This is a genomic window from Sphingopyxis sp., from assembly GCF_016463645.1.
Lineage (GTDB): Bacteria > Pseudomonadota > Alphaproteobacteria > Sphingomonadales > Sphingomonadaceae > Sphingopyxis.
The window spans coordinates 1-15,665 of record NZ_JAEMQX010000089.1; the positions used below are offsets into that span (position 1 = coordinate 1).

Consider the following 15,665-nt stretch of genomic DNA (forward strand, 5'->3'; position numbering starts at 1 on the left):
AGCGCCTGCCTTTACGACCCGGCCTCCCCGCCACCGCCCGCCCCACCCCTCTCAATTTCTCCCGGCCATTATGTGGAGGAGGGGACGCTGTGCCGCGATCCGATCGGGGTCTTCTACTATGATGGCCGCCGGTACGGGATGATTTACGACAACGCGAACGAGCCGGGCATCATCGGCCCCGTCGGCAAACCGAAAAAGGAAAACAAGGCCTGGATCATGAGCGATGGTTCGATGGTCGAGCCTCTCGGCCCGGGGCGGATGAGGTGGACCCTTGAAGAAGGGTCGGTTTATCGACTGTGCCCGGTAGCCGCGATCGAAGCCGAAAAGCGCGTCCGGTAGCATCAACCATGCGTGGGTGGACGCTCGGTTCCAACAGGCCCATCACGGCTCGACAGAGGCCGCGCGCCAAGGGAATAAGATAGCCGAGTTCGCCACCAAGCTGGCGGACTTCTTCTCGCCAAGTCGCTGGCTCGATAAAAGCGTTTCGGCCGAAATCGGAATTCAGGATGAATACCGGCCCTGCGGCACAGGCCGATCCTGCCCGCTCCCTCGGACATGAATCCTCAAGTTCCGTTGAACCTGGCGACATTTCCATCCTCTCCCAGTGACCTCATTCATTCTTCCACCTATATATTGAAATAACAATATAACAAATATAGGGTTCGACCTTGATGTCCGATTGCGGACCGGAGCCAACGCCATGCCGGGAGAAATGTCGCCCATGGATTTCACACTCGAAGAGCGCAGCAGGCTTGACTTCGTCCTCGCCCTCCGCGGGCGCTGGGCAGACACGCTCTACCCTGCGCTGAAATCGCAGTTCCAGTCTGACACGAACCAGGCTGACATACGCGCCGCCGTACATCGACAGCCCGCCTATCCCTGGTTCGCCTTCACGGAACGTACCTCGCAGAAAATGCTGTGGCGCGGGGTTGCGGAAGCCGTCTCGGCACGCGGCCCGTCGCAGCATGGCCGCTCGAGCGGACCCGCACGCCTCGTCCTCGATCCCGAGCTGAGCCTCCCGGACTGGTATACCGACTGGGACATTCATCTGCAGCCTGGCGGCGTATGGCGCAGCGATGAGTCCGCCGACGTATACGAACATGGAGCCAAGCTCGTCATGCTCGGCGACAATGACGATTACGGCTTTCATCGGTCCTTCACCGCGACTGCGATCCCCGACCGGTCCTATCGCCGCATCGCCGATCTCGGCTGCGGCTTCGGCAAGTCGACCTGGCCGCTCAAGCGCCGCTTTCCCGATGCCGAGGTGATCGGTATCGACCTCGCCGCACCGTGCCTGCGTCTCGCTCTCGACCGCGCGAATGCCGCGGATCTCGCGATCGAGTTCCGTCAAGCCGACGGACAGGCCACAGGATTCGCCGACGCTTCGGTCGATCTGGTCACCTCGACGATGTTCATCCATGAAATCCCGCGTCCCGCGCTTGTCGCGACGCTGGCCGAGTGCGTCCGCATCTTGGCTCCGGGCGGACTGCTGCGCTTCCTCGACTTCACGCGCACCGGCGACCCTTTCCGCGATATCGCGATGGTCGAGCACGGCGAACGCAACAATGAACCCTTCATGCCCGGCTTGCTCTCGGCCGACGTACCTGCGCTGTGCGAGGCTAACGGGCTGTGCAATGCGCGGTGGGTCGCCTTCGACGAGCGGGGCGCCGGGCGCCTGCCCGACTGCGCCTGGCCGCAGCGCACCGAATGGCATTTTCCCTGGGCGGTCCTCGAAGCGGAGAAGGCAGCGTGACGCTGGTCTCGACCGATCGGCGCTACCTCGACAGCGTCGCGCCCGACCAGATCGCCGCGCTGATCTTCGAACTCGCCTCGCAACTCCACGTCGAGCGTCAGCGCCGGATCGCAATCGAGACACAGCTGGCGCGCGCCGGACTGCTCGATATCGAGGCGCTCGATCACGCTGCCGGGGATGCAGAAGTGCGTCAGAAGGGGCGCACCGAACTGGATCAGTCGCTGCACCGGTTGCTGCGCATCATCGCCGAAACGGGCGACCCGCGCGGGCCACTGCGCGCCGAACACGGGCAGTAAGAGCGAGGAGCGCACGCACGGGACGCCGCGCCTCCCTTTTCTTATGCGGGCCGGGCGGCCTCGCCAGTGACGAGCGAGCTTTCGAGACGGCGGACCTCTTCGCGATAATGGCGCAGCCCAAGCAGCAGAAGCAGGATCGATGGTACACCGACCAGCGCGACATAGCCGAACAGCACGACACCGATAGACGCCGGATCGCCCGTACGGTCGATCACCAACCCGACGAGTGGCGGACCGAAAAGCGGGCCAACGAGCGCGATGAAAGTGTTGTAGATCGCGAGCGACTGACCACGGATTTCCCCTGGCGTGATCAGCGCCATCGATGCAGGCCCACCCGCGGTCGCGACCGACTTGCCGATAAAGGCGATGAACATCAACGCGACAGACAGTTCGGCGGTCGGCATCACCGGATAGAGCGCGCTTGCCGGCACGCCGATGAAGAGGCCCAGGATGAGCACGCGCATTGATCCATCGATATGCCTTTCGGCGAATTTCTTCTGCGCCCACAGCGCGAGCGCGGTGCCGATCGGCCCCGCGGTGAAGTAGAATATGCCCGTGACTGCGCCAATCGCGGCGATATCCCAACCATAGACGCGCTGGAACAGGGGGATATTCCACAGCGCCAGCGTGCTGATCGCCACGTTGCACGACGATCCGATGAAAAGCGCCCCGAAGCCGCGCCAGCGTTCGAGCGCATAAGTAAACGCCTTGCCGAAACCCTGTGCAGAGGCCAGCTTCTCGCGTCTTTCGGGTTCGCGAACCGTGAGCATCAGCGCGGCGAAGAGGAAGCCCGGTGCGCCGACCATCAAGAACGCCATATGCCAAGGCTCGAGCATGCCCGCGAAAGGCACATTTATCGGTCCCAGCGTCTCGAGCCATTTGACAACCAGTCCGCCGCCGAGAAAGGCGAGGCCTGCGCCCAGATATGGCCCGGCCATGAACAGGCTGATCGCGCGGGCGCGTTCCTTGCGTTCGAAATAGTCGCTGATGATCGACACCGAAGCGGGACTGACCACCGCCTCGCCGATGCCGAGACCGAGGCGGAGCAGCAGGAGGAGCGCGAACGTGGTGACAAGCCCGCTTCCTACCGTCATCGCGCACCAGATGATGATGCCGCCGATGAGGAGATATTTGCGGTTCGCGCGGTCAGCGTACCAGCCGAGCGGGATGCCGACGAGGACATGGAACAGCGAAAAGGCCGGCCCGAGCAGTAAGCCGACCTGAAAATCGTTTAGCTCCATCGATTGCTTGATGGGCTCGATGATCAGCGTGAGAATATAGCGATCGAGATAGGAAAGGATGAAGACCAGCAGCAGCAGCCAGACGACATACCAACGATATCCTGAACTATCCCGGATCGACATCATTTTGCTCCCGAGCGCGCAGGCCCGCAACGCGGAGCCGCCGCTTGGCCTAAAGGTGACAGGCGCCGTCCCTTCAAGGGCGCCCCGGCATTGCGCCGGGCGACCTCGAGCGGGAGCTCCTAAAGTTCATATTCGAAACCGAAACCCAGCCGTGCCTGCAGATTGCGCTTTTCAAGATCTGCGCCGATCGCCTCGTCATTCTCGATGACCTCGAGGTTGGCCTGGGTTTCCGCACGGATGATGATCACGACCTCCGCCCTGTCCTTCTCCGGAAACGGAAATTCGTGCCAAGTCCCGAGATGCAGCTGCGCGCCCGCGCTGCCGTCGAAATAAAAGGCGCGAACCGTTTCGGGATCGGGCTGGTTCGTGTCGGTGGGCGCGCCGAGCACCGCGACGAACGAGCTGCCGCCCAGCGGCAGGAAGGTTTGCGTGTGCTTGAAATGGCGCTCCATCCAGATCACCTGCGGCGGGCGCGCATGGATGCGCGCGACACTGAGCCGCGTCTGCTCGTCGCTGACGAAACCGCCCGGCACCCACAGCTCAACCTTGTCACCGTAGAATTCGCCGGTGCGCGAATTGGCGGCGGGATCGACTCCGACAAGGACGCCGTAGAGCGCGAAATTTTCGCGTGTCGCAGGCTCGACCTTGAGGGTACGAAAAGTCATGGCCATCTGCCCCTCAAGCCGCAACGGCGGCATTGCGGCCGAGAATATGACCGATGCAGATCGCGACGCAGCCGCCGTCGGTCAACGCGCCCTCGCCAGTCTTGACGGCCGCCTTGTCGCGCCAGGCCAGAAAGGCGTTTTCGCGCAGGATCGCCGGCGTCGTGCCATCCCGCCCGCTGACGTCGAGCGCCAGATCGCCCGAAATCACGAACAGCCAGCGCTTCACCACCGATCCCTCGGGCGATGCGACCGCGACCGGTGCGTGTGATCCCGCGGGGATATTGACGAGATTGACCGCAGGCAGGCCTTCCTGCTCCGGCGACAGCTCCTTGACCAGCCAGCCGTCCTGCTCGGGATGCGCCTGCCAGGGGCGGTCCTGCGCGTTGAACAGAATTGGCACGCCATCGACCTCGGGCGGCACTTCGCCCTCGAACTCGACGTCGAAGGATTCGGTCGCCGCCTCGGGTTCGTGCACGTCGGTGCCGGGGCCGCTGGTCCACACGAGGAACTTGGTTCCCGTCTCGGGCCCCATGCTCCGGTTGATGCCGTGCAGCGCCTTGGGCGGATTTTCCAGATAATGATGCCGCGTCAGCCGGGTCGCGACCGGCCCCCCTTGGGGGTCCGGCCAATAGAGCGCCGTCCAGTCGCCGCCGAGAACATAGTGCCGCTCGTTGACGCTGTTGTGATAATGGCGGTGACCGTTGTTCGCCATGTTGCGAATGCTCTCGGTAAAACCCGACGGCCAGTGGCTGATCCGCACCACTCCCCCGCCCGCAACTTCGCGCGACAGCAGGAGCAGAGTGCGCTTCCCCGTATTGCGCGGGTCTTCCTCGGTCGGGGTGGTATCGGTGTCGACGAGAAAATAATCCTGGGTCATAGTTTCACCTGAAATTCTGCAAAGACGGTCCGAGGCGCACCGTAATATTGCGAGACGTTAAGCGACGTGCCGTTGAAATAGACCGAGTCGGTCAGATTCTTGCCGCCGACCGAGACGCGATATTTCCCGTCCTCGAGTTCGACGCCGATACTGGCTCCCAGCAGCGAATAGGCGCCTTGGGTCGCAGACGATACGTTCGACGGATCGGTGGTGTAGGTCGAGGTATGGACATTGTCGACGTTGACGAAGAATTCCGCGTCGCTGCCGATCGCCGTCCGATATTCGGCGCCGACCGAGAACTGGATTTCCGGTGTCAGACGCGGGCGCTTGCCGGCGTTCGCTCCCGACAGCGTTTCGGCGTCGAGGTAGCCAAGGCTCCCGAATAGCGACAGGCCGCGAAAGGGTCGCGCCTCGAGCTCGAGCTCGACGCCCCTGAATTTGAAGTCGGTCGCGGTGACATTGTAGGGAATTGCCGTCGATTGCGTCTGCATGTTCTTGTAGGTCGTATCGAAGGCCGCAATATTCGCGCGAAGGCGACGGCCGAACCACTCGGACTTGATGCCGATTTCGTTGTTTCTGGCGGTCTCCGACCCCGTGTGTCCAAAGACAACTTCGGGCACACGCGGCGAGGCGTAAGTGCTGGCGAAGCTGCCTGGACGATATCCGGTCGAGTGCGATGCATAGACCATCAGCGTCGGCGTGAAGGCATAATCGATGCCAAGCTTGTAGGTGAATTTCGATTCCGAAAAGGCTTCCTTGCCGCTGATCAGCGGCGCGCCGCCACCGATTGGTGTGACGACTCGATCGATGATGCGGCGCTCCTTGCTGACGCGACCGCCGGCTTCCAGATGCAAGCCTTCGATCGGCTCGAGATTCAGGTTAGCAAAGGCAGCATAGCTGTTCGACACGAGGTAATCGTCAACCTGATGCGTCGTATAGAGATTGGCGTCATGCTCGATCGCCTCGCGGAAATAGACGAGGCCGGCAACCCAGCCGAGTGGTCCCTCGGTGTTCGAGGTCAGCTGGAGCTCCTGCGAAACCTGGTCCTGCTTCTTGAGGTCGTTCAGCAGGACCCCTTGTCCGGGCAGGCGTGTCTGGTCGACGACATCAAGGCCCTTCAGCTCGCGATAGGCCGAAATCGACTTGATGACTACCGGACCGGCGTCATATTCGACGCGCAGGCTCTGTCCCCAGGATTTGGCATATCCAGCGCCCGCCGTGTTAATACCGCTCCGGTAAGGCGAGCCAAAGAGCGGCGAGCATTCGGCTACTGCCGGAGCGCATGTCCCGCCGGCCGGCGATGCGATCCGGGTCGGGATGGTAGAACCGGAGTCGTCATTGCTGATGTCAGCGACGTAACTGACGCGCCAGTCGTCCGCGGGCGTCCACAGAAGCGCAAAACGGGCGCTCTGGCGATTGATCCCGTTGCCACGCTGCCCGTCGGGCTCGCCGTCGGCGCCAACGCCGACGATATAGCCCTTTTGATGGCGTGTCGCGGCGTCGATTTTCACGGCGAGTTTGCCTTCGACGAGCGGAACCGATGCACCTACGAGAACATCGCGGCGAGCATAATTGCCCGTGACCGCCCGCAGCTTGAACGCCGGGTCGAAGAGGTCCGGTTCCTTGCTGACATATTTGACCGCGCCGACGGTCGAATCGCGGCCGTAAAGCGTACCCTGCGGCCCACGCAGGATCTCGACGCGCTCAAGGTCGAGCAAGTCCACGAGCGAGCCCTGAAGACGGGGAATATAGACGTCGTCGACATAGACGCCGACGGGGTTCGCAAGGTTGAAACCAAGAGCATTATTGCCGATGCCACGGATGAAGACCGAAGCCGCGCCGGCGCCCGCCCCCGTTTGCACGATCTGTACGTTCGGTGCGCGGCCCGATAGGTCGAGCGTATCCACGGCACCGATCTGGTTGAGCCTGTCGCCTCCCAGCGCAGTGATGGCGACGGGGGTAGACTGAAGACCCTCGGATACACGCCGGGCGGTCACGGTGATCTCCGTGACACCTTCCGAATTGCCGTCGTCCCTCGTTTCCTCGCCGACCGGATCGCTCGGCTGCTGCGCGGCCATAGCAAGGCTCGGCGCGGCTGCAAGCATCACGCCCGTGAAAAAAAGTCCGCTCTTACGAAGTTGCATGTCCCATTACCTCCTCTGTGCCCATGTCGTCATGGAAATTCCAGATTGTCGTTCCATCCGATAATTTTTTATTTTCAGTATCTTATGTCTTCACAAGTAGATCCACGGTCGCTCGTTCCTGTCGGCCGCGCGCATCTCGGCGATGTTTTCCTGGCGCATAAACGTGAGTTCGATCGCATCCATCCCGCCGAGCAGCATCTGCCGTGCCTCGGCGTCGATGCCGAAGGTCCAGCGGCTCCCTGATGCCGTCGAAACGCTGCAGGCCTCGAGGTCGACCGTCACTGGCCGGGAGTCGGGACGATCGCCGAGCGAAGCCGCGATCGCTGTGATGGCGTCGCGCTCGAGTTCGACCGGCACGATGCCGTTGTTGACGCAATTCGATCGGAAGATCGGATTGAAAGATGCGGCGACCACCGCTCGAAATCCATATTCGGCGAGCGCCCAAGCGGCATGCTCGCGGCTCGACCCGCATCCGAAATTGCCTCCCGACAGCAGGATCTTCGCCGGTGCGAAGCGCGGGTCGTTGAGAATGAAATCGGGATTGGGCTCGCGCGACCCGACCGGGCGATAACGCCAACCGGCGAACAGGCCGCCGGCCAGCCCGGTCTTCGACACCGACTGCATCTCTCGCGACGGGATGATCGCGTCGGTGTCGATATTGTCGCGGATCAGCGGGACGGCGATCGCGGTCAAGCTCTTGAAGGGCAACATCAGAGCGGGCTCCGCGGATCGGCTATGGCTCCGGCGACTGCCGACGCCGCGACTGTTTCCGGCGACGCAAGGTGCGAACGCGTTTCGGGTCCCTGACGGCTCTCGAAATTTCGGTTGGTCGAACTGATCACTCGCTGACGCAGCCCGAAATTTTCGCCGCCAGCATAGAAACACATCGAACAGCCCGACTCGCGCCACTCGAAACCGGCGTCCCGGAAGATGCGATCGATCCCCTCCGCCTCGGCTTCCGCGCGCACCGCGGTCGAACCGGGCACGCAGATGGCCTTGACCCCCGGCGCGACCTTTCGTCCGCGCAGCAAGGCTGCGGCACGGCGCAGATCTGACAGACGGCTATTGGTGCACGAGCCGATGAAAGCGGCATCGATCGGCAGTCCTGCCATGCGAACGCCGGGGCGCAAGTCCATATAGGCGAGCGCGCGGTCATGCAGTTCGCGCGGGTCGCGACCCTCGACGTTCGCGAAATCAGGCACTTCACCGTCGAGCGCGATTGCCTGCTGTGGGCTGACACCCCAAGTCACCATCGGTGCGACGTCGCGAGCATCGACGCGATGCTCGGCGTCGAACAGTGCACCCTCGTCGCTGCGCAGCAAGCGCCAGGATACAAGCGCCGCGTCCCATTCGGCGCCCGTTGGCGCATAGCGGCGGCCCTTCAAATAATCGAAGACCTTCTCGTCGGGCGCAATGATCGCGGAAAAAGCGCCGAATTCGGTCGCCATATTGCATAGTGTCAGCCGCGCTTCGACATCGAGAGCGCGTACCGCCGCCCCCGCATATTCGACGATATGTCCCGCGCCGCCACTTGATCCGAAGCGGCTGAGCAGATGCAGCGCCAGATCCTTTGCAGTGACGCCCGAATCCAGCTCTCCGTCGATCGTGATCCGCATCGTCTTCGGCCGCTTGACGCGTAAGGTCGAGGTCGCGAGCGCATGTTCGGCCGCAGTTGAGCCGATACCCCAGGCGAGCGCGCCGAGCGCGCCCTGCGAGCAGGTGTGGCTATCGGGACAGACAAGGGTTGCGCCGGGCAACACGATGCCGAGTTCGGGCGAGACGACATGGCCGATGCCCTGTTCGGCGTCGCCGAGATCGAAAAGGGTAAGTCCGGCCGCCCTCGCAGCGTCACGCGTCGCCGTGATGAAGGCGGTGCCGGACGGGATCATGGTGGCGTCGGTGCGACCCGGACGCGTGTCCACGACATGATCCATCACGACGAACGACTGACGCGGAGCCAGGACGCGGCGCCCTGCAGTTGCCAGGCTCCTGAGAGCGACGGCGCCAGTCCGCTCGTGGAGCAGAATCCGGTCGACCAGGACGAGGTCGCTTGCATCGTCGATCGCCGAGACCCGGTGCGAGGACCAGATCTTGTCGAAGAGGGTGCGGCCGCCGGTCATCGGCCCGGCATTCCACTACCCGGGCGCAGCGCCGGAACGCCCATGTGTCCCGGAGAGACCGTAGCGATGATCGCGGAAAGATGGTCTTGGTCCGTCATTGTCCCCCTACCGTTGCGGAGCCAGCGCCCTTCGCGCCCGACTCCGATTTGATATATGTATAGGACAATATATTTGGTATAATGATAGTACAATACATAAAATTGCAACGCTGCAAGATTTATGGCGACTGTCCGAAGCACCCCATGTCGCTACACTGGGCGCGCCGCCCGGCCCGCCCTCCGACGGGGCAGCGATTTTCTGGAATTTGTTATAGTTTGCAGATAAATGCTGTATGGGGCGCGCAGCGACCCGGGAGAGAGGTATCGATGCCAAGACGGATCGAAGATGCGGCGACGGGCGTTGACCGGCTACAACCGGTGCCACTGTATCATCAGATTTTCCTCCAGCTGCGCGGCGAAATCGCGACCGGCGAACGCGCTGTCGGATCCCGGCTGCCGACCGAGCAGGAATTGTCGGCAAGCTTTGGCGTGTCGCGAATCACGGCGCGCCGCGCTCTCGACGAACTGGCGCAGGCGGGCCTCGTCGCGCGGAAGCAGCGCGTTGGTACCATCGTCACCTTTCAGCCTGCCGCCAAACCGATCGAGGGCGACATCGACCAGGCGATGGAATCCCTGCTCGCTTTCGGCCGCAATACGCAGGTCAGGCTGATCGAGCTGGAAACCGTCGCGGCCGCGGCACCGATGACCGAGATGCTGAAAGTTGAGGCGGGAACCGAGCTGGTTCGCGCTGTGCGCGTGCGCTGGCAGGACGACGCGCCGCTCGGTTATTACGTCACATATGTGCCCGCCGCGCTCGGCGTCAATCTGACCCCGGCGTCGCTCGGCAAGACGCCGATGCTCGCGCTCATCAAGGAAGCGGGCATCCGCATCGGCGCCGCCAACCAGGTCATCAGCGCGACGCTCGCCGACGCCGCGCTCGCCTCGGCGTTACAGGTCGACATCGCGTCGGCGTTGCTACGCGTCAGCCGTACCGTTTATGACGCCGACAATCGGCCTATCCAGCATATCCAGGCGCATTTTCGCCCCGACCGCTACCAGATCCGGCTCGACCTGCACGGCATCGCGCTCTGACCACTGCCGCGCAGGAGGTCATTCGCCAAGCGCATCGGCTATCTCGCCCACCGTGTGGAAGGCGGTGTCGGGCTGCGCGACAAGATAGGCGAGCAACCGCTCGAACGCGCCGATGCGATAGGGTAGTCCCATGACATAGGGCGTGATGTTGAGGGGCAGCATCCGCCCGCCGGAACGCACGGCTTCACCCGCGAGCAGGGTGTGCGCGTCCTGCATCTGCTGCACGTAGCTATCGGCCGAATTCTGCTGCACCGTTACAATTTGCCGGTCGGACAGTTCGTGGTTGATTGGGACATTGACGAGGGATCCCGCGCCGGTCGCGAAACGATAGGGCAGTTCATCATTCACCCAATCACACATATAGGCGAGCCCCGCCTCGGCGAGTAGCCGCGGCGTGTTGAATGACTGCGAGCGCGCGATCGACATCCAGCCACGCGGGCGCGTCCCCGACACGCGTTCCAAAGTGCCGAGCGACGCCGCGATCAGCGCACGCTCGTCGGCTTCGGGAAGACCCGATGCGATGGTGCCGTTCATGTCGGTCGAATGCGCGACGATCTCGTGCCCAGCCTCGATGATGTCGGAGATGATCTGCGGATAGCGCTCGGCGATTGCGCCGTTGACCGCTACCGATGCTCGCGCCCGGACGCGCATCAAGGCGTCGAGCATTCGGTAGAAGCCGACGCGCGTGCCATATTCGCGCGCCGTATAGTGACGATAGTCGGGATAGGGCGTGACCATGTGCCCCGGTGCCCGGAAGGGCTTGTCTTCGGGCACGATCGGGAACCATTCGAGATTGATGATGACCGCAACCGCAACCCCCTGCCCCGACGGCCAGGCGATCGGCTCGCGTGCGAACAGGTTCGACCAGCTGTAATGGTCGTGATCCATCCCCGCCTTGCGCAGCGGATAGTCGAGATAGGCGGAATCGAGAGTCAAGCCGGCACCTGCTGCATATAATGGTCGGCGATGTCGCCCGACCGCGTGATCCACGCACGCCCGTCGGCGGCGATATGTTTCAACACATCCTCGAACGGCCCGATACGGTGCGGCTGGCCGATCAGATAGGCGTGGAGCGGAATGCACATGACCGTGCCGCCCTCGTCCGCGAGTCGCTGATACTGGCGGATCAGCGTGTCGGCGTATTCGCGCGGGCTCATATTATAGACGAAGAAGCCATAATGGTCGTTGACCTCGAGGCTGTACGGCATCGAAATCAGCCGCCCCGTCTTCACATGCACCTCACCCGGTTGGTCATCATGATAGAGGTCGCAGGTATAGCTCAGGCCATATTCGGCGATCAGGTCGAGCGTGCGCGGCGTGTGCGTCAGCGCCGGCGCCAGCCAGCCCTTGATCACCTGCCCCGTCGCCTCGCGCACGGTGCGGATCGAATCCTCGATCAGCGCGCGCTCCTGAGCCTCGTCCATGCCATAGCTGTAGCGGGTGTTGTAGATGCCGTGACTGAAGAATTCCCAGCCGCGCGCATTGGCGTCAGCAACCACTTCCGGAAGATGCTGGCACATCGCGACCGACAGACTTACCGAGCCCGGAAAGCCATGCTTGCTCATCATCTCGGCCATGCGCCAGTGACCGACGCGGTTGCCGAAATCGCGGTGACTGTAGCCGACGACGTCGGGGTGCGGTTTCGTCCAGCTCTTGCGATGCGGGTTCGCCGGCGGGTCGAGTTCGTAGAATTCGATGTTCGGCGAAATCCATACCGCTACCTTCTTGCCATCCGGCCATTCGAGCACCGGGCGGTCACGATAGGGCCGAAAATCATAGAGCTCCGGATCCATTTCGCCCTCGCGCATCACCGGGCCTCCAACCAGTCGATTACCGCCTGTACCGGCTCGACATCGGCATATTTGAGCTGGAGGTCGGTGAGGTTGGCGAAATGATAGCTTTCATGCTTGTCGGCGCATGTCTCGATCGGAACGATCGTACGGTACCCGCGGCTAAGGCTGTCGACGGCGGTCGCACGCACGCAACCCGACGTCGATCCCCCAGTAATCACCACCGTATCGACCTTGTGCCAGACGAGCAGGCTTTGCAGCGGCGTTTCGAAAAAAGCCGAGGGCATGCGCTTGGTATAGATGGCGTCCGCCGCCGCATCGATCTCGCAGCGCTCGTCGAAAGCGTGGCGGTGCGAATCATATTTTATATTCTGCAGGCTGTCGGACGTGTCCGTCCGCGTGCCCCAGACGCCGGCGTCGCTCGCATCGTCCATATAGGCAACGTGGGTCCAGATCACCGGCATCCCCTTTTCGCGCGCAAGCCGCGAAATGATGTTGGCATATCCGATCTGGCGCGGATCAGTCTCGTAGGCGGTCTTATACTCGTCGATCCGCGTATAGGCATTCTGGAAGTCGACATTCACGACCGCGAGCTTGTCACCGAAGCCGAACTTCGACCGCGCGGGGTTCGCCATCACCTCCTCGAAGATCTGGCGGGCGGTCTTGCCGTCCGAGATCATGCGCGTTCCAACGATATCGCTCATCATGCAGTCTCCAGAACCGTGGCCGGCGCGAAACCCAGCGGCAGTTTCGCGTCGGGCAGAAAGCCGAACATTTCTTCCTGCGGCAGCGCGTCGGTGACGACCCTGCGCACCTCGAGCAGCCGGTCGATGTCGATTCCGGTGCGCAGTCCCATCGCCTCGAGCATGAAGACCAGATCCTCGGTGACGATATTGCCGCTCGCCCCCGGCGCAAAGGGACAGCCGCCGATCCCGCCGAGCGAAGCGTCGAACGTCGTCAACCCGGTGTCGAGTGCCGCCAGCGCATTGGCGAGTCCCAACCCGCGCGTATTGTGCAAGTGGATGCCGGTCAGCGCCTGGTCGCCGACAACACCTCGCACGAGTTTGATCAACCGCTTCACCGCCGCCGGATCGGCATAGCCTGTTGTGTCCGAAAGGCCGACCTCGTCGCATCCCGCGTCCATCAACGCCGCCGCAAGCCGGGCGATCTGTGCATCCGGGATCGCGCCTTCCAGCGTGCAGCCAAAAGCGGTCGACAGGCTGCCTTCGAAGTGCGGGCGGCGCTCGGCGGGGACGCCCCGGACCAGCCGCCCGATCTCCACCGCCTCGTCGATCACTTGCACATGCGTGCGGCGTAGATTGGCGAGACTGTGCGTTTCGGACACCGACAACGGCAGCGTAATCTTGTCCGCCCCGGCCATGATCGCCGCCGCCGCGCCACGCGCATTGGGGACCAGCACCGCGACGGTCAAACCCGGGATTGACTTGGCGAAGGCGACGACCTCGGCGGTGTCGGCAAGCTGCGGCAACAGCTTCGCCGGCACGAAACTTCCAACCTCGATCTCGCGCACGCCAGCGGCGGCTTCGGCAGCGATCCAAGCCTTTTTCGCATCGGTCGGCATGATCGTCGAAACGCTCTGCAACCCGTCGCGTGGCCCCACTTCGCTCACCAAAATATCGATTTCGCTCGTTCGGTCTATCACAAATCCGGCCCTTGCTTATTTGTCATAACTATATATCAAAATAGCGGTCTGCCAAGTAGGGGAATCGGTGTTGGATCAAGAAAGTTTGCCGCTGGCCGGGATCAGGGTCGTCGAGTTTTCGCATATGGTGATGGGTCCGTCGGTCGGCGTCATCCTCGCCGACCTCGGCGCCGACGTGATCAAGGTCGAGCCCGAGGGCGGCGATCAGACGCGCCGGCTGCTGGGGTCGGGCGCGGGCTATTTCCCCATGTTCAACCGCAACAAGCGCAGCATTTGCCTCGATCTCAAATCGGATCGCGGGTCGGGTATTGCGCGCAAGCTCGCGGCGCGTTCGGATATCCTCATCGAAAATTTTCGTCCCGGCACCCTCACCAGGCTCGGACTCGGCTATGAGGCCCTGTCCGCCGACAACCCGCGCCTCATCTATTGCTCGGCAAAGGGCTTCCTCAAGGGCCCTTATGAACAGCGCACCGCGCTCGACGAGGTGACACAGATGATGGGCGGCCTTGCCTATATGACCGGCCCGCCCGGCCGCCCGCTGCGCGCCGGCTCGTCGGTGGTTGACATCACCGGCGGCATGTTCGGTGTCATCGGGATCCTCGCTGCGCTCGAACGGCGTCATCGCACAGGCAAAGGCGCCGAGGTCAAATGCGCACTCTACGAGACCACCGCTTTTCTCGTCGGCCAGCATATGGCGCAGAAGGCGGTCACCGGAAAAGCGGCGGAGCCGATGCCCGTGCGCGTCTCGGCTTGGGCGATCTACGACGTCTTCGAAACTGCGCGCGAGAACGAGCAACTTTTCGTCGGCGTCGTCAGCGACGGCCAGTGGAGCGCTTTTTGCGCAGCCTTCGGCCTCGACGACCTTGGCAGCAATCCGGACTATACGCTCAACAATCAGCGCGTCGAGGCACGCGACGTCATTCTGCCACGAGTCCGCGCACTCTTTACGTCGATGTCCCGCGAGGAACTCGTAGCAAAGCTCGAAGCTCTCGGCCTTCCCTTTGCCCCGATCGCCCGCCCCGACGAATTGTTCGACGATCCGCACTTGTTGCAATCGGGCGGGCTCGTAGAGGTCTCGATCTCGGACAACAAACGAACCCTGCTGCCCGGCTTGCCGCTCGAAATTGACGGTACGCGCATGGCGCTACGGCGCGATATACCTGCGGTTGATCAAGATCGCGCTGCGGTGCTGGCAGAAATTGGTCCGACCTGACAGCCTTAGGATCGACGCTCATCGCCAAGGCTTGCCGGAAGCGGATTGGCAGCTTTCAGGGATGAACACGGGAGCAGATATTCGCACTCGCCGTTCATCGAAGATAAAAACCGACAGATTGTGAAAGAGAATGCGCGCCATGACGCGCTGCTCGTCGCCTTCCTTTCACATCGAAATCACAATGAATCAATGGATTGGTCCACGCTTGTCATTCGGCCCTTCGGGCGCACGACACCGCGTCTCATTTTGCACCAGGAATCCATGTTTTTCGTGATCTTATTGATTGAAGATTCATCAACCATACTCTAATTTTCTTTTGGGTCGCAGCGTGATTCTTTTGGGGAGGGTACGCGTGCGGAATAGGACCAATCTCGCCCGCGACAGCCGGGGCGCAACGGCTGCCATTTTCGCTATCGCCATGCCCGTCCTCGTCGGCATGGGCGCGCTTGCCGTCGATGTGGGATTGTGGACGGTGCAGAAGCGCGAAGCGCAGGGAGCTGCCGATCAGGCTGCTTTTTCGGCCGCCATCGCTGCCCAAGCTGATGGAGATGATGCCGCGCACCTCGAAGGAAGGGCCATTGCGGCGAGTATGGGCTTCGTCGACGGGCAGGACGATGTCACTGTCACAACGAACAAGCTCAGCAACCTAG

16 protein-coding genes are annotated in these 15,665 nt (G+C 62.5%); 6 read left to right on the plus strand and 10 right to left on the minus strand.

From position 1 onward, the window contains the following. The 3 genes from JHC57_RS15970 to JHC57_RS15980 all read left to right on the plus strand — a co-directional run. On the plus strand, window positions 1-339 hold a 339-nt coding region (locus tag JHC57_RS15970; protein WP_294031190.1), incomplete at its 5' end, for a hypothetical protein. 382 nt (window positions 340-721) lie between these two features. After that, the gene (locus JHC57_RS15975; protein ID WP_294031192.1) at window positions 722-1,753 is read left to right on the plus strand and encodes a class I SAM-dependent methyltransferase; all 1,032 of its coding nucleotides are present in this window, start codon (window positions 722-724) and stop codon (window positions 1,751-1,753) included. Further along, window positions 1,750-2,049, plus strand: a complete 300-nt coding sequence (locus JHC57_RS15980; RefSeq protein ID WP_294031193.1) for a hypothetical protein — start codon at window positions 1,750-1,752, stop codon at window positions 2,047-2,049. Before JHC57_RS15975 ends, JHC57_RS15980 begins: the two co-directional genes overlap by 4 nt. A gap of 41 nt (window positions 2,050-2,090) precedes the next feature. On the opposite strand, the gene JHC57_RS15985 is transcribed toward JHC57_RS15980, so the two are convergent. The 6 genes from JHC57_RS15985 to JHC57_RS16010 form a co-directional block, all read right to left on the minus strand. Then, the gene (locus tag JHC57_RS15985) at window positions 2,091-3,413 is read right to left on the minus strand and encodes an MFS transporter (protein ID WP_294031194.1); all 1,323 of its coding nucleotides are present in this window, start codon (window positions 3,411-3,413) and stop codon (window positions 2,091-2,093) included. Window positions 3,414-3,532: 119 nt separating this feature from the next. Beyond that, on the minus strand, window positions 3,533-4,078 hold the full coding sequence (locus JHC57_RS15990; protein ID WP_294031196.1) for an ureidoglycolate lyase: 546 nt from the start codon (window positions 4,076-4,078) through the stop codon (window positions 3,533-3,535). 13 nt (window positions 4,079-4,091) lie between these two features. After that, window positions 4,092-4,955, minus strand: coding sequence for a hypothetical protein (locus JHC57_RS15995; RefSeq protein WP_294031197.1), 864 nt, complete (start codon window positions 4,953-4,955; stop codon window positions 4,092-4,094). Further along, on the minus strand, window positions 4,952-7,099 hold the full coding sequence (locus JHC57_RS16000) for a TonB-dependent receptor (protein WP_294031198.1): 2,148 nt from the start codon (window positions 7,097-7,099) through the stop codon (window positions 4,952-4,954). Before JHC57_RS16000 ends, JHC57_RS15995 begins: the two co-directional genes overlap by 4 nt. A 90-nt stretch (window positions 7,100-7,189) precedes the next feature. After that, complete coding sequence (gene leuD, locus JHC57_RS16005) at window positions 7,190-7,810, minus strand: 3-isopropylmalate dehydratase small subunit (RefSeq protein ID WP_294031199.1); 621 nt, start codon at window positions 7,808-7,810, stop codon at window positions 7,190-7,192. Beyond that, window positions 7,810-9,219, minus strand: coding sequence for a 3-isopropylmalate dehydratase large subunit (locus JHC57_RS16010; RefSeq protein ID WP_294031200.1), 1,410 nt, complete (start codon window positions 9,217-9,219; stop codon window positions 7,810-7,812). The genes leuD and JHC57_RS16010 overlap by 1 nt, the downstream gene beginning before the upstream one ends. A 365-nt stretch (window positions 9,220-9,584) precedes the next feature. Between JHC57_RS16010 and JHC57_RS16015 the strand changes: the two genes are divergently transcribed. Continuing rightward, entirely contained in the window at window positions 9,585-10,349 is a 765-nt protein-coding gene (locus JHC57_RS16015; RefSeq protein ID WP_294031202.1) for a GntR family transcriptional regulator, read from the plus strand. 18 nt (window positions 10,350-10,367) lie between these two features. Here the strand turns inward: JHC57_RS16015 and JHC57_RS16020 are convergent, their stop codons facing one another. Genes JHC57_RS16020 through JHC57_RS16035 form a run of 4 tightly spaced genes read right to left on the minus strand, consistent with a single transcriptional unit; the run spans window position 10,368 to window position 13,769 of the window. Beyond that, entirely contained in the window at window positions 10,368-11,285 is a 918-nt protein-coding gene (locus JHC57_RS16020; protein WP_294031204.1) for a polysaccharide deacetylase family protein, read from the minus strand. Then, window positions 11,282-12,157, minus strand: a complete 876-nt coding sequence (locus tag JHC57_RS16025) for a polysaccharide deacetylase family protein (RefSeq protein ID WP_294031205.1) — start codon at window positions 12,155-12,157, stop codon at window positions 11,282-11,284. Before JHC57_RS16025 ends, JHC57_RS16020 begins: the two co-directional genes overlap by 4 nt. After that, the gene (locus JHC57_RS16030) at window positions 12,157-12,846 is read right to left on the minus strand and encodes an isochorismatase family protein (protein WP_294031206.1); all 690 of its coding nucleotides are present in this window, start codon (window positions 12,844-12,846) and stop codon (window positions 12,157-12,159) included. Before JHC57_RS16030 ends, JHC57_RS16025 begins: the two co-directional genes overlap by 1 nt. After that, on the minus strand, window positions 12,843-13,769 hold the full coding sequence (locus JHC57_RS16035) for a hydroxymethylglutaryl-CoA lyase (RefSeq protein WP_294031207.1): 927 nt from the start codon (window positions 13,767-13,769) through the stop codon (window positions 12,843-12,845). Before JHC57_RS16035 ends, JHC57_RS16030 begins: the two co-directional genes overlap by 4 nt. Window positions 13,770-13,872: 103 nt before the next feature. On the opposite strand from JHC57_RS16035, the gene JHC57_RS16040 reads away from it, so the two are divergent. Further along, window positions 13,873-15,015 (plus strand): CaiB/BaiF CoA-transferase family protein, encoded by a 1,143-nt coding sequence (locus JHC57_RS16040; RefSeq protein WP_294031209.1) that lies wholly within the window; start codon window positions 13,873-13,875, stop codon window positions 15,013-15,015. A gap of 283 nt (window positions 15,016-15,298) precedes the next feature. Further along, window positions 15,299-15,665 (plus strand): pilus assembly protein TadG-related protein (locus tag JHC57_RS16045; protein WP_294031211.1); only part of this gene is annotated, 367 nt, incomplete at its 3' end.